The sequence below is a fragment of the Saprospiraceae bacterium genome (genome assembly GCA_026129545.1).
Lineage (GTDB): Bacteria > Bacteroidota > Bacteroidia > Chitinophagales > Saprospiraceae > M3007.
This window is the reverse complement of the sequence record JAHCHX010000001.1, coordinates 172627-196237: the sequence shown is the minus strand read 5'-3', so window position 1 is coordinate 196237 and position 23611 is coordinate 172627. Positions and strand designations below refer to the sequence as shown.

General features: G+C 55.0%; 14 protein-coding genes. 8 read left to right on the top strand and 6 right to left on the bottom strand.

The features are described from left to right. Positions 1-19: 19 nt before the first annotated feature. A complete protein-coding gene (locus KIS77_00540; GenBank protein ID MCW5920807.1) occupies positions 20-3130 on the bottom strand; it encodes a gliding motility-associated C-terminal domain-containing protein in 3111 nt (1036 codons plus the stop codon). Between the two features lie 1622 nt (positions 3131-4752). On the opposite strand from KIS77_00540, the gene KIS77_00535 reads away from it, so the two are divergent. The 3 genes from KIS77_00535 (at position 4753) to KIS77_00525 (ending at position 7847) form a co-directional block, all read left to right on the top strand. Beyond that, entirely contained in the window at positions 4753-5310 is a 558-nt protein-coding gene (locus KIS77_00535) for an RNA polymerase sigma factor (GenBank protein MCW5920806.1), read from the top strand. A 13-nt stretch (positions 5311-5323) separates the two neighbouring features. Beyond that, complete coding sequence (locus KIS77_00530) at positions 5324-6664, top strand: hypothetical protein (protein ID MCW5920805.1); 1341 nt, start codon at positions 5324-5326, stop codon at positions 6662-6664. Positions 6665-6740: 76 nt separating this feature from the next. Continuing rightward, on the top strand, positions 6741-7847 hold the full coding sequence (locus tag KIS77_00525) for a hypothetical protein (GenBank protein MCW5920804.1): 1107 nt from the start codon (positions 6741-6743) through the stop codon (positions 7845-7847). On the opposite strand, the gene aat is transcribed toward KIS77_00525, so the two are convergent. The 4 genes from aat to KIS77_00505 form a co-directional block, all read right to left on the bottom strand. Next, on the bottom strand, positions 7838-8560 hold the full coding sequence (gene aat, locus KIS77_00520; GenBank protein MCW5920803.1) for a leucyl/phenylalanyl-tRNA--protein transferase: 723 nt from the start codon (positions 8558-8560) through the stop codon (positions 7838-7840). The genes KIS77_00525 and aat overlap by 10 nt on opposite strands. A 37-nt stretch (positions 8561-8597) precedes the next feature. Further along, a complete protein-coding gene (locus KIS77_00515) occupies positions 8598-8918 on the bottom strand; it encodes an ATP-dependent Clp protease adaptor ClpS (GenBank protein ID MCW5920802.1) in 321 nt (106 codons plus the stop codon). Between the two features lie 14 nt (positions 8919-8932). Beyond that, positions 8933-9415, bottom strand: a complete 483-nt coding sequence (locus KIS77_00510; GenBank protein ID MCW5920801.1) for a redoxin domain-containing protein — start codon at positions 9413-9415, stop codon at positions 8933-8935. Between the two features lie 159 nt (positions 9416-9574). Further along, positions 9575-9973: a hypothetical protein gene (locus KIS77_00505; protein MCW5920800.1), complete on the bottom strand. Its 399-nt coding sequence runs from the start codon at positions 9971-9973 to the stop codon at positions 9575-9577. Positions 9974-10010: 37 nt separating this feature from the next. Here KIS77_00505 and KIS77_00500 point away from each other — a divergent pair, with 37 nt between their 5' ends. Continuing rightward, positions 10011-11768 (top strand): M23 family metallopeptidase, encoded by a 1758-nt coding sequence (locus tag KIS77_00500; protein MCW5920799.1) that lies wholly within the window; start codon positions 10011-10013, stop codon positions 11766-11768. A gap of 453 nt (positions 11769-12221) precedes the next feature. Here the strand turns inward: KIS77_00500 and KIS77_00495 are convergent, their stop codons facing one another. Next, a complete protein-coding gene (locus tag KIS77_00495; protein ID MCW5920798.1) occupies positions 12222-12635 on the bottom strand; it encodes a hypothetical protein in 414 nt (137 codons plus the stop codon). Positions 12636-13009: 374 nt separating this feature from the next. On the opposite strand from KIS77_00495, the gene KIS77_00490 reads away from it, so the two are divergent. The 4 genes from KIS77_00490 to KIS77_00475 all read left to right on the top strand — a co-directional run bounded on the left by KIS77_00490 (position 13010) and on the right by KIS77_00475 (position 23463). Further along, complete coding sequence (locus tag KIS77_00490; GenBank protein MCW5920797.1) at positions 13010-13648, top strand: hypothetical protein; 639 nt, start codon at positions 13010-13012, stop codon at positions 13646-13648. Positions 13649-13652: 4 nt separating this feature from the next. After that, positions 13653-13850, top strand: coding sequence for a hypothetical protein (locus KIS77_00485; GenBank protein MCW5920796.1), 198 nt, complete (start codon positions 13653-13655; stop codon positions 13848-13850). A 261-nt stretch (positions 13851-14111) separates the two neighbouring features. Next, positions 14112-18728: an HYR domain-containing protein gene (locus KIS77_00480; GenBank protein ID MCW5920795.1), complete on the top strand. Its 4617-nt coding sequence runs from the start codon at positions 14112-14114 to the stop codon at positions 18726-18728. Positions 18729-18936: 208 nt separating this feature from the next. Then, the gene (locus KIS77_00475; protein ID MCW5920794.1) at positions 18937-23463 is read left to right on the top strand and encodes an HYR domain-containing protein; all 4527 of its coding nucleotides are present in this window, start codon (positions 18937-18939) and stop codon (positions 23461-23463) included. Positions 23464-23611 lie beyond the last annotated feature (148 nt).

The following is a 23611-nucleotide window of genomic DNA, read 5'->3' as shown; positions in this document are numbered from 1 at the left end:
ACAAACCAACGCGCGGCGCTCACCGCAACACCGTCACTTCCCCCGACTTGCGCTCGAGCGTCCCGTCGGCCCGCCGAATCTCGGCCCGCCACACGTACACCCCCGGCTGGGCTTTTTTGCCCCGCCAAGTGCCGTCCCACCCGCGCCGCTCGTCGTTGAGCGGCAGCCCCTTGCCCTCGAACATCATTCCTCCCCATCGGTCGAAGACTTGGAGCAGCTCGATTTGCGCAAAATTCTCCGCGTTGCCGAACAGCGTGAAAAAGTCGTTCCACCCGTCGCCGTTGGGCGAAAAAACGTTGGGCGCGTACACCTCGGGCGCGGCGGCCTGCACGCGCAGCATCACGGAGCCGGAGGCCGCGCAGCCGTTGGCGCTTTCCAGAAAAAGCGTGTAGGTCGTCGTCTGCGAGGGCATCGCCACGGGGTTGGCGCAATCGGCGCACGAAAGCCCTTGGGGCGGCGACCATGCGTAACTGAACTGCCCCGACTGGTTGATGCTCACGGGGATGGCGTACGACTCGCCCTCCCGGAGCAACTGCCCGGCGCCCAAATCTACCGCCAGCGCGGGAGGGTCTTGAAGATCGAAGGAAAAAACGGCCTCACAGCCCGCGCTGTCTTTCACCGACACTTGCCACTCGCCCGCGGCAAGGTTTTGGAAAAAGGCGGAACCCGACGGGGCGCCGTTGTTCAGTCGAAAAGCAAGGGGCGGCGCGCCGCCGGAAACATCGGCCAACTCGATGAACCCGCTCGCCTGCCCGTGACAAAGCGGCGGGGCCGTGTCCCAGACGGCCGCCACGGGCGGCACCTCGGCCACGAGCACCGTGTCGGCCCCCCGGCAGCCGTTGGCATCTGTCACCGTCACCGAATGGGTGCCAGCTTCCGCGACGACGCTCGACGCGCTCTCGCCCCCCGACCATGCCCACGCCACGAAATCGCCCGCCGCCGAGAGCGTCGCCGTCGCGCCCGCGCACACCTGCGTCGCGCCCGTTATCTCGGGCTTCGGCAAGGCCAGCCAGCCGAGCGTCAACGTCACGGCGGTGTCGCAGCCGCCGCCCACGGATGCGGGCAGCGTGTCGAGGTAAACCCCCGGCGCGACAAGTGTCCTCCCGTTGAAAATCAGCGAATCGCCCGCGCAAACGCTCCGGGCGAGCGCGACCGTCGCCAGGGGCGTCACCGAAAGGTTCAGCGTCACGGCGGTCAGGCAGCCGTCGTGGGGCAATGTGTCCTGAAAAACGCCCGGCTGTGCGGGGAAGGCTTGACCCAGCCACGAGAGCGTCTGGCCGGCGCATACTGAGGTGTCGAGCGCCAAACTTGGATAAAAAAAGGAGAGGTTCAGGCAGTCCAGCGAGTCGCAGCCGTTCGCGGCGGCGTAGGTGGCGCACACGCTCGTGTCGGCGCTGAACGCCTGATTGTTCCATGCGTACGTTTTCCCAAAACAAGTCGTGGCGAAGTGTTGCGACACGCTCGGCTGCCTCGCCTCCACCAGCACGCTGTCGCGCCAGCGGCAGCCGTTGGCATCGGCGATTTCAGCCCAATAAAGCCCCGGCTGGCTCACGTTGTGGCTCGTTGCGAGGGTGCCGTCCTGCCAAAGGGCGACGGCGGGGGCGGCAAGGGCGAGCGTGTCGCCCGCACAAAAAGACGCATCGCCGCCCAGCGAAAAGGCGGGCAAGGGCAGCACGCTCACGCTCACCGTGGCCGTGTCCGCTGGGCACACGCTGTTGCCGACGAGGTAGGTGTATGTGCCGCTCGCGTCATTTTGAGGAGAAAAAACGCTGTTGCCCGATGCTGTCGAAGGCGACCAGGCGCCGCCGGGGGAAGCGCCCGCCTCGAGCAGCGCGGCCAAGTCGAAAGGTGGCGCGTCGGCGCACAGCGCCAGCGCCGTGTCGCGCCCGGCGCTGAGCGGCTGCGGCACGGGGATGAAGGCGCGGGCCGTGTCGCGCAGGCCGTTGGCGGCAAAGGCCACCACCTCCACCGTGCGCTGGCCGGGGGTGAAGGGCGCGGCATCGTTGTGCCAGCGCAGCGAGCGCAGCACGGCCTGAAAATCGGCGTTCGCCGCGGGCAGGGCGGTGCCGGCGGCCACGCTCAGCGTGAGCCAGCCAGTGCCCTGCCCCGCCACGCCGACCGAGCCGGAGGCCTGGGCCGTGAGGTATTCGAGCGGCGCGTCGGGCGCGGGCGGCAGCAGGCGCGCGTGCAGTGAGTCCACGCGGTAGCCGGAGTGGAAGGTGGCATCGGTGTCGGCGGCGGCCACGAGGGCGGTGCCGGGGCAGAGGGGCGGGGCGAGGTAATCGCCGCCGGGCGTCCCGCTGGAATTGTCCGCGTCGAGGTCAAGGCGGACGGAGCAGTCGGAGGCGAGGAACTCGGTGGGGGAGGCGGCACCGAAAATAACCCCTCGTGTCTCGCAAACAAAAGTCGTGGTCTGCGCCACGGGGTCTATGGCGTAGATTTCGTTGATGGTGTCGGTGATGCCAAGAGTCTGCTCGTTTGTCACGGTGATGTAAGTGATGGCCGAATCGCAGCTCCTTGCGTCGGTCACGACACCCAACGCTCTGAGGGTGTTGGGAAGCGAGTACTGAAAAACAGGCTGCGAGGCAGTGGGGGTGGCCGTGTCTATCTCGAGCAAATGGTTGGACGATGTGGTGCCGTACAGCTTGCCGTCGCGAAACGTCAGGTCGCCCGCTAAGGAGTGCCCCAGAAACCCAAGCGTGTCTATGGCGCCCGTTTTCGTGTCGTAGGTGAACAGGTTCCACACGCTCCCGCCGTACAGCACCCCGTTGGCATCGCAGGTGAGCGAGTTGGAGCCAGGCATTGGTTTATCAGTAAGGATATGTATCGAGGAATCCTGTAGGTTCAATACCCCGACTCTTGTTTTTCCATCCATCCCCGAGCCAGACACATAAAAATTGCCGTCGGGACAAATCGCAATGTCCATTGCGAAGGTTAATAAATCATTGGGTTTTATTGGAAAAATGGTGGAATCCTTGCAGGTGCTCGCGTCTATAACCCCGAAATCAAATTTGGTATTTGACAGGGATAGGTCATAGGGGTTAGTTGACCTGACATAATATATCAACTGGGCGGACAGGTTGATGCTCCAAAGCAACAACAGCGAGAGTATTGGCAGCCGAAGTGTCATGGGATGAGCGGTTGTGTTGATTAGAAAACATGGTATGCCGACAACGGGTAAAAGGCTCGTTGCCGGCATGCCGCCCCGACACCATCCACCGAAATGTCCACGTTGAGCAGATGGACAGAGGAATAAAATAGATTTTCCCAATTAATCGTGCAGCGCGTGGTGGCTGTGGCGGGGTCGTTGACAAAGCCCGAAATCGTAAAGTCCCCGGCTTGTTGCGCATTAAGGGCGGCACATCACAAAAGCATTAGCATGGCAATTGCAAGTGTGTGTGTGTGACAACCATTGTGCCACATTTCGGAGAGAAAGAACTGATTTCATGTGCGTGATGAGCGTTTTTGAAATGAAGAGGGAGGGTTGATGACGCGCCTCCAAAGACTGGTACCGAATCTCGGAAGGCTGTGCAAACATACAAAACGTGCCAAAGAACCGATAGAGCAGCATGTTAAATTTTGGGACTTTTCTTGTCGGGCGTTGAATCTGACGGCAAGCGATTCTCCCGTTCAGCCACTCTTTTTCCCGGTTCAGTTTTTTTGACAAATGGCCTTGAGCGGCGATTTCCATATTTGCGGCGCTCACACGGGTAATTTTTTTCCCTGCCAAATCTTAATCAAGTCACACTAAAACTACTTTTTAGGCTGCGGCTGCTCCGGTACGTTCGGAGCAGCCGCTCTTTTTTTGTGCCTTGATGCAGCATGGTTTTATTAGTGTTTTTGCAAGGAGGGGGTGAAAACGCCTCAGAGAGGCGAAAATGTTGGTAACGCGAGTTCGGAGTTAAAACTTTTGAAAATCCAGGGACGGTGCCCAGGGCAAGCGCATCCAAATGGCACAAACCTCGGAGAGGTCGGTTGTATTTTGATGCGTTTGCCCTGTGGACGGTGCCCTGAAACACATTCCGGGGCGCTGCCCCTCCATCAAACAATATCGAGCATCTCCTACCGATTTTTCGGGGCGCTGCCCCTGCCTGAGTGGTCACAAAAATTCAAATATCGCAAACGTTTGATTTCCATAAAGTCATTTTAGTGCCTCAAAGAGGTGAAAAGTTGATAAAAATCGGGAATCAATCGGCGATGCTCGCTTTGTCGGGTTCTGAGGTGTCATCCCGGAAGCATGGAGGGGTGACATCTCAAAAACAGGCAGAGATGTCACCTTTTTCGTTCCGCAAAAGATGACACCTCTTGCAAACCGAGAGTGGCAGGGGATCAGTTAGTTAAGCGCCATCTGTTAGATCAGATATCTTCGAGCTCACGTTTGGTAGGATTTATTTCATGAGACAGTTCAAGTCCCAGCGGGGCGAAATGTGGGGCGTCCTCGAAAATAATCCGCCCCGATGAAGCGGCGTCAACTATCGCTTCGCATATCAGCCTTGTTGCGGTGGATGCCTTTGGCGAAGGGAAAGCCCTTTTTCCGACTGGATTCGTTACATTTTTCGCCGAATATGCCCGATTTCGACTGCAAAATTTGCCTTGCCAGCCGAAAAAATGACAATCCCCTTCACTCAAAGCCCTCCATCGCAACAAGGCTATTTTTCAAAAAAAAAAACGCCGACGCACCCAACCCTTGTCCCCACCTTTGCGTGAATGGGGTATCTCTGACTTGCCCCCGGCCAAGAACCTTCCGAATGCATGAACATTGACCCGCAATTGCTCTCCGCCGCGCACCGAGGCGACCGCAAGGCACAATATGCCCTCTACCGTGTGTGTTTCCCGGTACTGATGGCTGTTTGCATGCGTTATCGGCGCGACGAGCAAGCGGCGGCGGCGGCGCTCAATAGCGGGTTTCTGAAAATCGTTCAAAACCTCGCTCGATATCGCCGCGAAGACGTGCCCTTCGAAGCATGGATTCGGCGCATCATGATAAACACGGTGATTGACGAGTTCAGGCGCGAGAAAAAATGGCGCGAGCTGACCGTCTTCACGGATGCGGTGGAACGCGACTACGACGAGGCCATTGACTGGAATGAGGCCGAACAGCGCCTTTCGATACAATATCTCGAAACCTTGCTGCATCGCCTTCCTCCGGTGACGCAGCAGGTGTTCAATCTGTTCGCGCTCGATGGGTTCAGCCACCGCGAAATCGGCGAAATGCTCGACATCAGCGAAGGGACTTCCAAATGGCACGTCAATCATGCCCGACAAAAACTGCAAGCTTGGATAAAAACCGAACTTAACCCCGCCATCTGACGCACCAACGACTATGGAAAATCTGGACGACTTCATGCGGCAAAAATTCAACGGCGACTCCGACCCTTCGGAACCGCGCTTCGAATTCCGTGAGGAATATTGGGAGCAGGCAGAGGCATTGCTCGAAGCCGATGAAAAACGGCGGCGGCGGCGATTCTTCTGGTGGCTTTTCGCGGGATTGCTGACCGTTTTGTTGGGCTGGTGCGTGGCCACTCGCCCCGGCAAAGAAGCAGGCCTTGCCGAAATCAAAGACGACATTCAGACACAGCGCGAGGGTTTGGTTTTGAGCGAAAAAATGCCCGTCGTGGATTCGTCGTGGCAAGAAAAGAAGGGGATAAGAAATGAGGCGCCAGACAACCAAAGCCTCGACTCGCAAACGGCGGAACAAGCGAAAAGCCTGCGCGAAAAAGGCGCCATCAGCGGAGGCGCGGCATTGGGCAAACACTCGAACAAGGCTGTGGCGGAAGGCGATTCAAAACCACCTGTCGCCCCTCAACGCGACATCCGCGCCCCACAGCGGCCAGAGGCATCAAAAACAACTAACGACAAGCAAGTATCGCTCATCGCCCCGCCCGCCCAAGCAGCAGATTCGGCTTTTGGCACAGCTCCTGTTGAGCTCGATGCGCCCTCGCGCATGGCACATCTGGAGTTGCTCCCCACGCTGCTGTTGCTGCTCGAACCGCCGACGCGCCAGCAGCCCACGAAACCCGTCTCGCCCGACTCATTGTCCATTGACCCACATCGGGTTCGGCGATGGCAGTTTGGCCTATCCGGCGCTGCCACTCGACACGATGCCTCGCCCGACGGGAAACGGTGGGGCGTCACGGGCGGCGCTTTTGCGAGACTTGCCTTCCGGCCCCAATGGCAGCTCGGCGTGGGAGTGCAATACCGCCTATTGCAGGGCGACTGGGCTCCCGCAGGAGACCCGCTCTCCAGCAGCCAATTGCGCTACGGGTTTGGCTACCAGCAGATTGAGTGGCAGTTGGGCCAGACTGGCTCGCATTTCATCGAACTGCCCTTATCCGTGAGCCGACAGTTGGGTGCTTTTTGCGTGGAAGGAGGCATTTCGACGGGGGTGCTGCTCGGCGTGCGGGCCGTGCTGCTCGAACGGCGCTCCGAATCCTTGCAGGTGGAGGAAAAGATGGAAAGCCGGCGCGTTTGGGCCGACACCGCCCCTTATCGCTCGGCTTACTGGGCGCCTTTCCTCGGCGCGGAATGGCAGTTCGCCAATCGGCTGAGTTTGGGGGTGCGCGGCCATTACCGGCCCAGCAGCCTTGTGAAAAAGACTTCGGATGCCAATCAAACCAATGGCCTTTTCTGGCTCGACGCGGGCGTGCGTTGGAGGGTTTATTAATAGTTGATTGTTGAGAGTTGATTGTTGTGTGCCCCAAAAAAACCGCGATTCAAAAATCTGAATCTACTGACTTGCTATGAAAAACGCATCATATCTGCTAGCTGCGACGATGCTCCTCCTCTGGGGCTTGCTCGGGACGGCCTGCCAAAAAACCGGGTTGCCGCCGGACTCAACCGAAGCTCCGGTTTTCATGGTGACACCCGACGACATTTCCCAATTCAAACCGCTCACGGCGGGCGTGGATTCGGTGTATTTGTTCACCCGCTTCACGACGACGGGGCAAGAGGTCGTCTGCAAGGGTTCGTTTGCCAAGGAAAATTGCCCCGCTGCTGATTGCCCAGAGAGTTTGACGTTTGAGTTCAAAGGCACCGCCATTGAGTTGAGCGAGCCGAGCTTGTTTTTCAACTTGGGTCAATACGCTTATTTGGGCAATGATTCCACGAACAGCGATTCGGTGGTCTATCGCACTGTTTTTTATGCCGATACACTGGGGGGGGCCACCAGTTTCTCTTGGACAATTGACGACCAACTCGCCGGGACTGGCTCTTCCTTTGAGTTGGTATTTCTCGACGACACGCCTAAGCGTGTCGAGCTGGAAGCTATGTCGCCGACGGGTTTGCGCAGCAAAGTGCGCCGATTGGTTTCGTTGGCCGCTCCCGGAAGCAGCGCCTATCCCCAAGTCAATATACAAGTGCAAGAACTGGATACCATCGGTTACCAATTGACCGCGGAGGTAGGAGTGCCTCAATACGATACGTTGGTTTGGAGCGACGGAAGCAATGAGGTCAACAGGGATGTCTTTTTCCTTGATAGCACATACAGTGTGTTCGTGGTGCAAGGTTCCAACGTTGCCTCGGCCATGCTGTTTGGGCTTTCCGCCTCCGTGTTGCCGGCCCGTTCCACTGATTTTACCTACACCGTTGAAAAAATCACATTCCCTGTGCCAGAGGGCAAGGTCGCCATTCAGTGGGTGGATAAAAACGGCATGACATGGCGCACTGATGGAGGCAAACAGGATGGGACAGCCGTTTTTGAGGTGAGCGAATCGGCCCCCTACGACAACAACGAATTGGGGCAAAAGACTCGAAGCATGCGGGTAAGTTTCCGATGCGACTTGTTCAACGCAACGGGCGAACGACGGCCTTTTGCGGGAGAGGGGAACATCGCGGTGGCCTATCCTTGATGCGCCAGCCGGATGCCTTGTGCGTCGTCGAATTCCCAGCGGCCCACCAAGGTTTTTTCATACACGTTTTTGGCCATAAACTCCAAAAACAACTCGCGGGAGATGCCTCTCGCCCCTAGGCTTTGCAAATGGCTCGTCTGCTGTTGGCAATCAATAAGCCAAAACCCGGCGCGTTCGAGCGCCCGCACGAGGGTGATGAAACCCGCCTTGGAAGCGTTGGGCACGAGGGTGAACATACTTTCGCCATAAAAGACCTTGCCCAGCGCCAAGCCATAAAGCCCAGCCACAAGCGCAGTCCCCTCCCACACCTCGACGGAATGTGCCACTCCTTGCTGGTGCAACTGACCGTATTGCTCCACAAACGTCTCCGTAATCCACGAGCCTTCGTGCTGTCCCCGTCGGGGGGTCGCTGCGCAAGCTTGCATCACCTGTTCAAAGGCCGTGTCGAGGGTGTAGCGAAATCTGTTGGCATTGAATATGGAACGCATGCTTTTATGCACCCTCAACTCTCTGAGAAACAACACCCAACGCGGGTCGGGCGAGTACCAGTAAAAATATCCGTCCTCCTCGAACCATGGAAAAATACCATTGCGATAAGCCAGCACGAGCCGTTCCACGCTCAAATCTCGCCCGATGGCCAGCAAGCCGCCCCCCTCAGCGAGTGAGGGATGGGGGAAAGAAAGTTCGGTGTCGTTGAGCCAAAATACGGGCAAGGGCGCGAGAAGAGTGAGAGGGTGAAAAGGCGAGGCATCAATCCTCGCTGATGACTTCGGCAGAAAGGCCGCGTTCGAGCAGGGCTTCGCAGAGCGGAATCAGCTCCTCCTTGCCGCCCGATTTCACGGTGGCCTTTCCCTTGAAATGAATAATAAGAGAAAGTTGTTCTGCCTGCTCGTGGGTATGTTTCAGAATCGCCATGAAAGATTCGATGACCCACTCGAAGGTGTTGAAATCGTCGTTATAGACCACAATATGCGCGGGCATATTGGAGCCAATGTCGTCTTCCACGAGCACATCCTCGTCTTCTTCCCAAAGGGGTTTTTCGTAATTGGAAATGTATGGACTGGGTTGCATAGTTCTGTGAATCTTTACGAGGGCATGGCCTGCTTCAACGATTGCAAGGTTTGTCTCACCGCCCCAAAGTTCGGCAGTTCGCCTGCGTTTTCGAGCACCTCCGCGTAGCGCACGATGCCCGTTTGGTCAATGACAAATGCCGAGCGTTTCGACACTCCTTTGAAGCCCAAACCGAACTCCTTGTAAAGGCTGTCGTATTTCTTGCTGACCGTTTTGTTGAAATCGGAAAGCAGCGGGAAATTGAACCCCTCCTCATGTTTCCATTTGGCGAGGGCGTATGGGCTATCCACCGATACCGCCAGAATCTGTGCATCGAGGCTTTCATACTCGGCCAAGCTGTCGCGCATGTAGCACAATTCCTTGGTGCAAACACCCGTGAAAGCAAAAGGGAAAAACAACAGCACGACGTGTTTGCCGTGCAGTTCGGAAAGCCTCACGAGCGATTTGTCGCTGGCGCGAAGGGCAAAGTCGGGAGCTTTGTCGCCGGGTTTCAACATGAGAAGATGCGATTGGACAAGCAATGCGGTAATCCGAGTGGCAAAAGTAGGCAACTTCGGAGAAGAACAAGGAGCCTTGTTCGCAGGTTGCTGACAGGTTTGGTCAGAAATTTTTTTTTGTCAGGCCTTACAAGATTTGCGGGATTGGTTTTGTTGCGCTTAAAAACCTGTCAATCCTGTCAACAATGAAAACCCGCCAGCCAGAGAGGAGCCTCTGCCAGGGCAATCGTAAATCCAAAATCGTAAATCCAAAATCGTAAAATCCAAAATCGCAAATCCAAAATCGCAAATCCAAAATCGTAAATCCAAAATCGTAAAATCCAAAATCGTAAATCCAAAATCGCAAATCCAAAATCGTAAATCCAAAATCGCAAATCCAAAATCGTAAAATCCAAAATCGCAAATCCAAAATCGCAAATCCAAAATCGCAAATCCAAAATCGCAAAATCCAAAATCGTAAATCCAAAATCGTAAATCCAAAATCGCAAATCCAAAATCGTAAAATCCCCCACCATCCTTTCCCAATTTTAACATCCGTTTCCCCGCTTTTTTCCGCAAACGGGTGTTAATTTGCGTTGTAAAACGAACATTGGTTATGCGGAATTTTTGCTTGAAATGGCTGATAGGCAGCGCGTTGGTGCTCCCGGCGCTGTCGTTCGACAACCCCGGCATCGCTCCCCCACCCGACCCTGAGGTAGCAATGGCCGCCTATCCGAAGGATTATTTTATGGCTCCCGTGGCCACCACGCCGATGCGCCTGACCGGCACCTTTGGCGAGTTGCGCTCCGACCATTTTCACTCTGGCATTGACATCAACGGGACGCTCGGCCAATCAGTGTTTGCTGCCGCCGATGGTTATGTGCAGCGGGTGCGGGTGCAGGCTGGCGGCTATGGCAACGTGATTTACATCAAACATCCCAACGGCTATTCGACCGTGTATGCGCACCTCGACCGTTTTGCTTCCGACATCCAACAATTCGTGAAGGAAACGCAGTACAAACGCGAGCGGTTTGAGGTGGATTTATACCCCTCCGAAAATCAGTTCCGCGTGAGAAAAGGGCAAGAAATCGGCAAGTTGGGCAATTCGGGCAGTTCCACAGGCCCCCATTTGCATTTTGAAATCCGCAAATCCGGCTCCAACAAGGCGCTGAACCCCCTCCTGTTCAGCATGCCCATCAACGACAAAACCCCGCCCGAAATCCGCGACATGAAGGTGTATTTCCTCAACGACAAACGCGAGGTGATGACCAGCAAACCACTGCCCCTCATGCGTCGAAAAGACGGCACCGTGGGCGTGGAAGGCGACACGGTCAGTTTTGGCGCATGGCGCGTCGGCTTTGGGGTGAAGGCCTACGACCGCCAGACCGGGCAACGCAACGACAACGGCATCTACACCCTGACGCTCCACGCCGACGGGCTGCAAGTATATCAGTGGCGTATGGACGAACTCGACTTCGACGAGACGCGCTACATGAATGCCCACATTGACTACAGCGCCCGAAAACGCTACGGCGCGTGGTTTCACAGGTGTTTCATCCTGCCCGGCGACCGCCTTTCCAACTACACACGCACCGAGACCTTCGGGGCAGTGGCACTCTCGAAAGACAAACCCGTCAGAATCAACCTGCGCATCACGGATGCCAGCGGCAATGCCTCCACCCTTATGTTTTGGGTAAAACGCGACGAAAACATGGAAACCATCGTCGGCCAACCTTATCAATTTGAATTGCCATGGGATGCTGACAGCCGCATTGACCTCGAGGATTTTTTCATGGCGCTGCCCAAAGGCTCGCTGTACGAAAAATTACAGTTCCAATACAAAACCTCCACCGACGGTAGCAAGGGTATGCACTCTTCGGTGCATCACTTGCACGACAATCAAACCCCTGTGCATCGGTATTTTGAGCTTGGCATAAGGCCATACAACCTGCCGCCCGAATTGCGCAACAAAGCCGTCGTCGCGCTCTGTGGCGAAGGCCGCCCAGCCAGCTGCGGCGGTGCTTGGCGTGGCGAATACCTGACAACGAAAGTGCGGCAGTTCGGCGACTATTGCGTGATGGTGGACGACGAGCCGCCCACCATCACGCCCGTCGTGTTCGACAGTGATATGCGTCGCAAAAACACCATGTCGTTCCGCATACGCGACAACTTCGCCATTGGCAGCAACGCCGACCACCTCAGCTATCGCGGCACCGTGGATGGCAAGTGGGTGCTTTTCGAGTACGACCGCAAGCGCGACCGACTCACCCATACATTCGACGGGCGCATCGGCACGGGGGAGCATCTGCTGCGCTTGGCAGTAAAAGATGACAGAGGCAACGAGACAGTGCTCGAACGAAAGTTCCTGCGATAAAAGCACGGGATAGGGGGCCATTGAAAATCCGAATTGAGGGGTTGAATCTTCTTGGCCTCTGATGTTCAAGCACTTATTCAGGCTGTCTCACAAACGATAGTTGTTGACAGGATTGACAAGATTTGCAGGATTAGCGTCTTTATTCTTAGAAAAAACGCAAAAAAGCATAAAAAAAAGCGGCCCGGCGAAACCCTTTTTCGCCAGACCGCCAACATTTTAAGCGGGATAAAATCACAGGATTATAATTGCTCGGATGTGTGCGTTGATTGGATGATGCCCTTCGCAAGGCATTATTATACCTTGATTCGCTAGGATTTGTTAGATGAACATGATTGATGTTCTTGATTTTGAACAGATTGGGATTGCAGCCATGCCCAAAACCTAACGGCGCGAAGTATAGAGTTGTTGCGGTGGAGGCCTTTGGCGAATGAAAAGCCCTCCGCCGCAACAATTCTATTGGTTGGCACGCTCGAAAGTGATTTCCACTTTGTCAGTGTTTTGGATGGTCTCCACCGTCAGTTTGGTGCCCGTGAATTCGAGCACTTCGTAGAATTCGGTTTTACCGGTGTCGTTGTAAGTCAGCTCAATTTCCTTGCCATCGTCGGCAGACCAAGCGCCACGCGGGTAAGAAGTTTCATTTTTTCCGGTGACGATGTTGACGGTTTTGAGCGTGGCGCGGAAATCCTTGTCGGAACGCAAGTTGAGGTCGAGCGAAAAGTAGTTGGTGACATCGTTGCCGTTGAGTTTGACACTCATGGAAGTCCATTCGCCTGTGACTTTTTCCTCGAATGATTTTTCCTTTTTGCATGCAACGAAAGAGAGTGCGGTGATGAAGAGAACCGAAAGGTTGAAAAATGACTTTTTCATAGGATGACTAATTGAAAGATGATGAGAACGGATTTTTTAAATGTTGCTGGTTCGTCAGCGATTACGGCGCTATAAATGCCCCTCGCCCATTTTTTATTGCCGCCCTCAAATGGGGTTTAACTTTACCATAAAATTTGTAAGATTGTCACATTTCGCGGCAATGGGGTTTGCATTTAACGATAAGATGTAACTTCGCCGACGAAATTCGTCTGAAACCAGCACATTTTTTGTCGTTCTATAATCCGCGCCCGGTCTTTGGTGAAAACCGTCACGCCCAATCATTTCACCTTTTTTTAACGACCATGATGTTGAAGAAGATTTCTACGCTTGCCCTTGTTTTTTCCCTTTTCTCCATTGCTGCCAAAGCCCAAAACTTGAAAGTGAATCTCGGCGTGAACGTCGGGATGTCGCAGATTTTTCACGAGACGCGATTTGAGACAACGCCGCTCTATGACTTGTATCAGTTCACGGCCATTTCTCACCGCCCGAATCAGTATTCTTGGGAGAAATTCCAGAAGGATTACGACATCCGCACGTCGTTCGTGCAGCCTCGCTTTGGCATCTCGGCGCATTTTACCTACAAGGATTGGCCGCTGTTGGCATCCATTGAAGCCATGAGCTCGCCGTCGTCGTATCAGAAAATGGCCTATGGTTTCGTTGTTGGGGTCGGCAAAGAGTTTTTCACCTTCGACGATGATTACTTTTTCAATTTCCTCGGCGGCTATAAATTCGTGAAAGACCTCGGCTTTGGCGCCACTACCATCGTGAACAGCATCGGCAACGGCGAGGCGCGGGAATATGCCTCTACTTTCTTCAACCCGGAAGCGCCTTTGGGCAGCAACACGGGCAACCTTTTCACCATAAGGGGTGGTTTGGGGCGCGAAATCGGGGAGTCAAACATGATTCGAATGGGGGTAGAGGGATATGGCGAGTTGGATTTGACCCCGAAAACCAAACGCCAGTCGCGCATGACAAACTATGGAGCGCAATTTTTTGTGCGCTTCAAACTATAAATACATGAAAAACTACCGCATCGCAGCATTGTGTTTTTTTCTCCTTGTCGCTTTTGTGGCGGCTCCCGCCTGTAAGACCAAAAGCGGGTGTGAATCTACTGAAAGCCTAAAGCCCAAAGCGGGCAAAGACGGCAGTTACAAGACTGGCAAAAAAAGGGACGACGGCTTGTTCCCGAAAAAAATGGCGAAGAAGATGAAATGATGCGGTGGGGAGAAAGTGGGTTGGCGCTTGTAAGCGAACAATTCACTTTCAACAAACGTGCGGCAACTTGTGGCAAGCAACGGTGGGTTTGCGACAAGTAATGGTAGTGGAGTATGCAAACTGCCCGACATATCTGCAAATTTTCAGGCTCGAATATGGGTTTTTAGACCGCTGGTATTGGCGCGTCCGGTAGAGCGGCGTAGTTTTCGCAGACTTTTTGAAACGAAAAACTACGTTGTTCATTTCCAGACAATTTTTCCTATGAGCCGTTTACTACTCCTGTGCCTATTGGCAGGTTTTGCTGTTTTTACCAATGGGCTGCCGCTTTCCGCCAAGAATGTTTTTGACCCACCGATTTTTGCCTCCAGTCTTTCGGATACGATACCACCCACCATTGAATGTCCTCCGAGTGTCACCCTCACACTTGGCAACCCCAGTCAGTGCGACACTATGTATAGTTACACGGTGACCGCCGACGATGACCAGCCAGGCTTTCTGCTTATTCAATTGAATGGCCTTGCTTCGGGTAGCGCCTTTCAGATTGGCTCGACGGTCAATAGTTTCCTCGTGACTGACCTTTCGGCCAACACCGCCACCTGTTCTTTCACGGTGACGGTGGTGCAGCCGGCAGGCGGCGGGCCTCTTTTATGCAAGGACACGGTCGTGGTCGAGTTGGGTGCCAACTGCGCGAAGGCGGTGCTGCCGGAGGAGGGTTTGCTGCCTCCGTTTGGTTGCTTGGGAAATTATCGGGTGGACATTGACAGGGTGCCTCCTTATGGCAACGGCCCGTGGGTGCCTGCCAATCTGATGTTTAGCGATGTTGGCAATTTGATTGCCTTTCGGGTGGTGGATGAAAGTGTCGGCAATTCGTGCTTTGGCAGGTTAAGAACCCTTGACCCTAAGCCCATCTTGTCTTGCTCGCCCGTCATCGTGCACTGCGGCATGAGCAATCTCGACCCTTATTTTCTCCGCGACAGCCTCGGCCTCGCCGCCGGGGTGCCTCAGGTGATGGACAACTGCCCCGGCGTCACATTGTCGTATATTGACTTTTCGGAGGACTTGCCCTGCGACCCGCTCACCGATATCAGTGGCTTGGTGACGCGATTCTGGACGGCGACCGATTCGAGTGGCAACACAGCTACTTGCCAGCACACCATCGTGCGCCAACGCTCTTTCGCGGGCATCCAATTCCCAGAGGATGTGACCGTGAGCTGTAGTTTGAAAGACAGTATTTTTTCCACAGGTCTTCCCGTGCTGTTGGCCGGCAACTACGAGTTCAATCTGTGGCCCACTTCTTTTTGCGAGTTTGAAATTCAATTTTTCGACACGCTGCTGGTCTCGGATTGCAACAACGGCGCACAATACGCGCGCACATGGAAGGTCTTTGACCTGTGCGACCCTATTTCGGCGACCAATCCTTACTCGGGTGTTCAACTCATCAATTTCGTGGACAATAGCGGGCCCAAACTCACTTGCGACTCCAGTGTCATCATCAGCGCAACCACGCTCAATTGTTTGGCGGACGTGGATTTGCCGGATGTCCTCGTCAGCGATGATTGTTCGCCAGTGGTAGCTGTCACCGCGTTTTGGACCGACGGGCTCAACATAGACTCGTTGGATGGGACTATATTCGGCAACTCTCTTGCAGTGCTCGACACGGCCTTCAACTTTCCCTCTGGCGCTACCACCAACTTGCTTTATGTCGCTACCGACAATTGTGGCAACTCGGGCACTTGCCAAATTGCGCTGACGGTGTGGGATATGTCGCCCCCAGAGGCGCTATGCGTGAGTGCAATGACGGTTGCCTTGTCTGAAAACGGTTCATTTTCGTTGGCGGCGAGCGCACTCGACTCCTTGTCGGGCGATTCTTGCAGCTTGAACCTTTCCTTCAAAGTGCGCCGCGCATTGGCCAATGAGTGTCAGGACAACAGCGTGTTCGGGGATGCCGCGCTGTTCTGTTGTGCCGATATTGGCGACACGGTAGAACTCACGCTCCGAGTGTACGATGTGCCGCTTCCCAACGGACCAGTGGTGCCGATTTTTGCCGAAGGTCAATTCAGCGAGTGCGTGGTTCAAGTGGTGGTGCTCGACACGCTACCCACTTCTTGCATCGCTCCGCCCGACGTGGAGGTGAGTTGCACCAGTTTCGACACCACCTTCGCGGCATATAGCTTGCCCATGTTGTCGTGTGGGGTTGATTCGCTTGAAGTATCGCTCGATTACACAGACTTTGATTCGCTCTGCACGAGCGGGGTGATTGTGCGCACGTTTATTGTGTTTGACCAGAATGGCAACAGCACCTCGTGCGCGCACCAGATAGAAGTGGAGGCAGTGCAAGAGTATTTCATCAAATTGCCCGACGACGTGGTGGTGACGGTTTGCAATCCGGCGGGTTTCTATGGCGAACCCACGTTTTTGAATAATGGCTGTGGGCTTTTGATTGCCACTTATGAAGACGAGGTGGTCAATGTGGTGCCCGATGCTTGTTTCAGGATTGACAGAACTTGGACCATCCGAAACACCTGCAACTACGACCCCGATGGCCCTGTCACCGTCATACCGAACCCTGAACCAAACGCAACGGCCAACCATCCCAACAATTTGGCAGGCCCCATCGTGTCGGCCGCTGGAACACCCGACCCGTGGGCGCCCAGTCTCGTAGCCGTCGCACCCGGCCAGACCCCCACTGATTTTTCCGTCTTCTGGAATGCCGATGCCAATGCTTACCGGTATAAGCAAACCATCAAAATCGTTGACAACCAGAAACCCATCATCACAAACTGCCCCACAGAGGCGCTCACTTTTGGCGATACAACCACCAACGACCCGCTGCTTTGGAACCAATCATACTGGAACGACCCGCTGACAAATCTGAACGATGTGCCAGAAGCGGAGGTAACGTTATCCATCTCGGCCAGCGATGACTGCACGGGAGCAGGCGTGAGTACCACATACTTGCTTTTTTTGGATTTGGATGGAAACGGGAGCAAGGAAACCGTTGTCAGCAGCAACAACCCGCCAGCACCGGGCACCATCAACTATAACAACATCAATACCCCAAACTATTCAGGCGGCACCCCAAGGACTTTTGACGGGCGCAACTTGCCGCCGGCCCAAATATATCGCTGGGCGGTACACCACGAAATATCTGGCTCGACGCGCACATCCAGCGTGCAGTGGAAGACACAGGGGCAATTGCCTACCCCCGGCAGCCCGTTCGGTTCGCCAGGCGAATCGCCGCAGTTGCCCTACGGCACCCATTCGATAAGATGGGTTGTAAATGATGTGTGCGGCAACGAGACCATTTGTGAGTATGAATTCACCGTGAAAGACACGCAAGCACCCGTCGTCGAATGTGCAGACACGCTGAGTTTTGAAATCACCTCGTTCGACATACCGATTATGCTGACGGCATTGACGGCGCTCAATTCCGCAGAGGACAACCACACGCCGCCACAGTTGCTCCATTTCGGTATGCGCAAGGTCGGGGCTGGCTCGGGTTTCCCCGAAGACGCAACCGGCAATCCGATTGACACCCTCTTGTTCGACTGTTCCCAATTGGGCACTCACGACCTCGAAGTATGGGCCAAAGACCGCTCCAACAACACTTCTTCCTGCACACTTACCGTACACATCACCGACGCGGACAGCTCCTGCACACCTGACCTACTGACCGTAGCGGGCAACCTCTTGGTCAGCAACACCGCTGTGACACTCAATGCCACACCCCCATCCGGCCCTCCGGCGACGCTCATGGCGACATCGGACAATCAAGGCAATTTTAAATTTGAAAATGCCATCCGCGCCGGAACCAACTACACGGTGAAACCATTCAACGACGAAAACCACCTCAACGGCGTTTCGACTTTTGACTTGGTCCTGATTTCGCGGCATATTCTTGGTCTGGAAGAATTGGACACGCCCTACAAAATCATCGCCGCCGATGCCAACAAGAACAACGCCGTCACCACCTTCGACGTGGTGGAAATCAGGAAACTCATCCTCGGCATCTACGACAAGTTTCCCGACAACACTTCTTGGCGATTTGTGAACAAGGCTTTCAATTTCCCCGACCCGAAAAACCCGTTCTTCGTGCCATTCCCCGAAAACATCACGCGCAACGGTGTGACCGAAGACCAACTCAACGACGATTTTGAGCCAGTGAAAGTGGGCGACGTGAACAACTCCGCACTCTACAACGACGACGATTTCGCCTCGTCGGACGACCGCACCGAACATGCTCCCTTGTTCTTTGAGGTGACAAACCGCGCCGTGGAGGCCGGGGAAACATTCACCGTCCTGTTCAAGGCATCGGAGCAGGTGTCGGGCTATCAATTCACGCTCAACACGCAGGGATTGGAAACCGTCAACATCCTGCCGGGCGAAGGCATGAACCTCGGTAATTTTGCGCGCTTCGATGACGCAGTGACCACTTCCGTCGAAAACGGGGCTTTGGAATTCGCCATTGCCTTTCATGCGCGGCAGCCAGGCTTGCTGAGTGACATGCTCTCTATTTCCAGCCGTATCACCCGTGCGGAAGGCTACAAATTGGAAGGCCGAGCAGGTCATTACCTCAATCCGCTTTTGCGCTTCGACGATGGCACAATTTCCAAAATCGGCTTTGAATTGTATCAAAACCAACCCAATCCTTTCCGCGACCGCACGCTCATCGGTTTCCATTTGCCCGAAGGCTGCGACGCGACCCTGAGCATTTTCGACGAGACGGGGCGTTTGTTGCACACTCAAACAGCCACCTATTCACCCGGCTACCACGCTGTTCCCATCGAAAAGAGTAGATTGGGCAGCGGTGTGCTCTACTACAAATTGGACACGCCCACCGAGAGTGCCACTCGCAAAATGGTCATTCTTACACCTTGATTCGCTGGGATTTGTCAGTTCACCATGCCCGCTCTCCATGATTTTGAGCAGATTGCGCTTTTAGCCATGCCCAAAACCCGGCGGCGTAAAACATAAATAAATGTCAACAGGGAAGCAAGGTGTTGTTCGAGAAGTATGAGGGCCTGCATGGCCAAGCCCTCATACTTCTCGAACAACACCTACATTCCAAACAAAATCAAATTTTCCTATGAACCGTATTTACCTCATCCTTTTACTGCTTTCTTTTCAAGCTGTCCTAAAAAGTCAAGACACCATCCCGCCATTCATCTTCTGCCCGCTGACCGACACCGTTACGCTCGGCCCCGGCGGAATTTGCACCTTTCAGTATTTTTATGCGGTTGTTTCTGGCGACGACGAGCCGGGCGACACGCTCGTGCAACTGTCGGGTCTCGCGTCAGGTTCGGGTTTCCCGATTGGCAACACGGTCAACCTCTTCCAAGCCACCGATGCTGCCGGCAACACCTCCACTTGTTCCTTCACGCTCACCGTGCAGCAGTATTTCGGCGTCATCAGCTGCAAATCCAATGTGCAAGTGTCCATAGGCTCCAACTGCACATGGGATGCCGACGTTGCTTTTTTTCTGAGTGGCAACTATGGCTGCCCCGACGGATACATAGTGGAGTTGGACAAAAACCATCCGTTGGGCAATGGCCCCTGGGAGCCAGCAGTATTCGGCGCAGCAGATATCGACAAAACTTATGCCTTTCGAGTGACGGACACGATTGCAGGCAACAACTGTCTGGGGAATGTCACGGTCTCTGATTTTCTCCCGCCTACATTGACCTGCGACAGCATCACGGTCCCGTGTGTGGCGGCCAATGTCTCGCCCTATTTTATGAGAGACAGCCTTGGCATCGGCAACGCCGTGCCAGCTGTGAGCGACAACTGTAGCCCCAACGAGTCGTTGAACCTGTTTAATACGGACGCATCTATTCCATTGGATTGCGCCAGCGATCTGACCGGATACATTCGGCGCAGGTGGACGGCGCAGGATAACTTTGGAAATTCGAGCACTTGCGAACAGATCATCAGCCTAACGCGCATACAAATGGACGACGTGCAACTGCCACCCGACGTGACGGTGGATTGTTCGGGAGCAGGCCTGTCCCCCGCCGAAACGGGCGAGCCGTATTATGAATATGCTGGCAGAAAATTCACCAACCTTTGCTCGATAAGCTACACCCATTCAGATTCCATCACGAGTAGCAGCCCCTGTGCGCGCAACATCCTGCGGCATTGGACAATCCTCAACTGGTGCACCGGCTCTACCATCGATTTTTTCCAAAATATCGAATCGGAGGACAAGGCTGGGCCTCTCTTTGAGGAATGTCCGGCAAACGTGACCGTAACGGCCAACACAGCCAACTGCCAAGCCGAAGTCGTACTGCCAGAGGTGGTGGTCGCGGATGGCTGCTCGAACATCGCCTCCGTGATAGCAGTCTGGAAAATCAACAACTTGGCCGACACGCTCGAAGGCAAACTGGCCCCCATTGGCGGGAACGCCTCAGAAGTGCGCGTGTCTTTCGACACCATTTCAGAATTCCCGCTCGGTATCACTGGGGTCACCTATTGGGCTACGGACAGCTGTGGCAACACAACCAAGTGCGATATCTCGCTGCACGTCTGGGACGGCACACCACCTACTGCGGACTGCCCCGAAAATATCACGGTCAATTTGACCGCAGACGGTACGGCAGCCATCAGCGCGCAATCGCTCAACACAGGCTCGACCGACGACTGCGGCACCCTTTATTTCAAAGTACAACGCAACGACCCGGACCCTCCTTGCGGCGGCGCGAACGAGTTGGACGACACCACCCTGTTGTGCTGCGCGGATATTGGAAAGACCATAATACTCATGCTGAAAGTGTACGACGTATTTGTCCCGGCAGGCCCAGTCTCAGCAGATTATGGCGACGGGCAATCAGCTATCTGCTTTGTGCAGGCCAGCATCGTGGACAACAACCCACCGCGTTGCGACCTGCCGCCCGATGTCGCCGTGACGTGTGAAAATTTCGACCCCACGCTTGAGTCGTATGGGGATGCCGAATTTTCCTGCAATGTTGACTCCGTCGAGCTCTTGGCGGGATACGATTTGTTCGACACGATTTGCAGTCGCGGCACCATCACGCGCATCTACCGCGTTTTTGACACTAATTCCGGCCAAAATGCCCAATGCTCCCAAAGCATCGTGGTGACATACCAGCAAGATTACTACATACGCTTCCCCGACGATGCCGTAGTGGAAGGTTGCAACGACTCCAGCGACTACGGCGTGCCGCTTTTTTTTGGCGTGGATTGCGAATCAATGTCCATGACCTATGAGGATATCGAAATTCCCGACCCGCAAGGTTATTGCCGTATCATCGAGCGGCATTGGACCATCATCAATTGGTGTGACTACAACCCCAACTTGCCCATTACAGACGTGCCCAATCCCGAACCTGACTCTGCAGCCAACAACCCCGACAACCTGGCGGGGCCGATTGTCTCTGCGCCGGGAACAGCCGCCCCTTGGGCACCTACGGTAATCAACGTCAATTTCGACGACCCCGAACCGACCGATTACAGTACCTTTTGGTCGCTAACGACCAATGGGTATAGGTACAAGCAATTTATCAAAATCATTGACAATCAGGTGCCCACCATTGATGACTGCCACCCCACCGCGCTCATGTTTGGCGACACTTCCGTCAATGACACACTGCTCTGGAATGGTGGCAATTGGTTCGACCCACAAACCAACAGACCCGACTTGTGCGAGGGCATGGCTCCTCTCTCCCTGACGGCCACTGACCTCTGCACCGATACGGCAGTGACCATGCGATACCTGCTGTTCCTCGATTTGGACAATGACACCGTGCACGAAACCGTGATAAACAGCGAAGACCCGCCCGCGCCCGGCACGGTCAACTTCGGCAATGCCGCCAATCCAAACTACTCCGGTGGCGAATCGCGCGCGTTCGACAACCGCCCCGTGGATGCTGCGGAGAAATACCGTTTTGCTTTGCAAACAACCGTGTCGGGCAAGAAAAAAACGGGACACGTCGTCTGGAACTCGGAAGCCAACCCCGACCAATTCGCCGTGCCAGAGCTGCCTTACGGCTCGCACAAAATCGAATGGACCGTCACGGACGACTGCGGCAACCAAACCACCTGCGAATACAGTTTCGTCGTGAAAGATGCACGTCCGCCGGAAGTCACTTGCAACCCCTTCTCCCTGACCATTTTCGACAACGCTCCTGTGACGCTTCAAGTGAGCAACATCCTGCAAATTGCGACTGACAACCATACGCCCCCAGACCTCTTGGTGTTTGGCCTTAAAAAAGGCGGCGGCCCCGACTTCCCAACCGAAACCTCCCTCGAGTTCAACTGCGCCGATTTGGGGAACAACTCGGTACAACTCTGGGCAATGGACTTGGCTGGCAACACGAATTTTTGCACCGCGCAAGTAACCGTGCTCGTCGGCGACACCTCCTGCCAAAACATCAACTTCGATGTGGCTGGGCAACTGACCACCGAACTGGGAGCTGCCGTCGCGCAAGCAACGATACTCCTCACAGTCTCTCCACCGCCTACCAATTTGAGCACCGACAACGACCCGCAGGGCTTTTATCAGTTCAAAAGCGCGGTGCCGCTCAACGGCGACTACTCCGTGATGCCCGTCAAGAACATCAACCACCTCAACGGAGTCAGCACCGCCGATTTGTTGCTCATCAGCAGACACATACTGGCCATTGACCCGCTCGGCAGCCCTTACAAGATGATTGCAGCCGATGCCAACAAGTCGAACTCCATCACGACCTTCGACATCGTGGAGCTGCGCAAACTCATCCTCGGCATCTACGACGAATTGCCCGCCAACACCTCTTGGCGTTTCGTGGACAAAAATTTCGATTTCCCAAATCCCGAAAACCCGTTTGAAACACCGTTCCCCGAAAGCATCTCCCGCGACAATGTAAGTGTCAGCCACACAAACGAAGACTTCGTGGGCGTGAAAGTGGGCGACGTGAACAACTCGGCAAGCGGCGATAGCCTGCTGACCTCCGATGACCGTTGGGACACCACGCTGTTCTTCGACGTGAACAACCGCACGGTGCAGGCAGGCGAAGTGTTGAGCATCCCGTTCCGACCTGCCGCCGCCCTGCTGGGGTATCAGTTCACGCTGGATTTCCACCACTTGGAACTCTTGGAAGTGGTGCCGGGCGAAGGAATCAGTCTGGCCAACTTCGGGGTGTTTGAGGATGCCCTCACCACTTCGGTCGAACATGGCGCACAGGCGTTCTCCGTCGTGTTCCGCGCGCGAAAAGCCGGGCAATTAAGCGATATGCTCTCCATTTCCAGCCGCATCACACGGGCGGAAGGGTATGAGCTGGAGGAAGGAGATTCCCACAACGCATTCAACTACGCCAACATCGCCTTGCGCTTCGACGATGGCACCAACGTCCGGCCAGGGTTTGCGCTCTACCAGAACCGTCCGAATCCGTTCGACGCGCACACCCTCATCGGCTTCCAATTGCCCGAGGCCTGCGATGCCACGCTGCGCGTCTTTGATGAGACGGGGCGCTTGCTCCACGCACACTCGGCACATTACCCAAGCGGCTACAACGCCATCCGGCTCGACCGGCATCTCGTCGAGGCTAAGGGAGTGTTGTACTACAAACTGGAAACGCCAACAGAAAGCGCCGTGCGGAAGATGGTGGTGTTGAGATAAATCGCGGCAACATGAGTCGGCGGGCTCAGGGCAAACGCATCAAAATACAACCGACCTCGGAGAGGTTTGATATTGGGTAGAACACAGAGCACCAACATTCGACCCCTCCGGGGTCGTAAACATCGCGAAAACGGGGCGTTTCTACTAC

What these genes read in the sequence shown, in the direction of transcription:
- KIS77_00540 (MCW5920807.1), bottom strand. Translation starts at nt 3,130, where the DNA reads ATGACACTTCGGCTGCCAATACTCTCGCTGTTGTTGCTTTGGAGCATC.
- KIS77_00535 (MCW5920806.1), top strand. Translation starts at nt 4,753, where the DNA reads ATGAACATTGACCCGCAATTGCTCTCCGCCGCGCACCGAGGCGACCGC.
- KIS77_00530 (MCW5920805.1), top strand. Translation starts at nt 5,324, where the DNA reads ATGGAAAATCTGGACGACTTCATGCGGCAAAAATTCAACGGCGACTCC.
- KIS77_00525 (MCW5920804.1), top strand. Translation starts at nt 6,741, where the DNA reads ATGAAAAACGCATCATATCTGCTAGCTGCGACGATGCTCCTCCTCTGG.
- KIS77_00515 (MCW5920802.1), bottom strand. Translation starts at nt 8,918, where the DNA reads ATGCAACCCAGTCCATACATTTCCAATTACGAAAAACCCCTTTGGGAA.
- KIS77_00510 (MCW5920801.1), bottom strand. Translation starts at nt 9,415, where the DNA reads ATGTTGAAACCCGGCGACAAAGCTCCCGACTTTGCCCTTCGCGCCAGC.
- KIS77_00500 (MCW5920799.1), top strand. Translation starts at nt 10,011, where the DNA reads ATGCGGAATTTTTGCTTGAAATGGCTGATAGGCAGCGCGTTGGTGCTC.
- KIS77_00495 (MCW5920798.1), bottom strand. Translation starts at nt 12,635, where the DNA reads ATGAAAAAGTCATTTTTCAACCTTTCGGTTCTCTTCATCACCGCACTC.
- KIS77_00485 (MCW5920796.1), top strand. Translation starts at nt 13,653, where the DNA reads ATGAAAAACTACCGCATCGCAGCATTGTGTTTTTTTCTCCTTGTCGCT.
- KIS77_00480 (MCW5920795.1), top strand. Translation starts at nt 14,112, where the DNA reads ATGAGCCGTTTACTACTCCTGTGCCTATTGGCAGGTTTTGCTGTTTTT.
- KIS77_00475 (MCW5920794.1), top strand. Translation starts at nt 18,937, where the DNA reads ATGAACCGTATTTACCTCATCCTTTTACTGCTTTCTTTTCAAGCTGTC.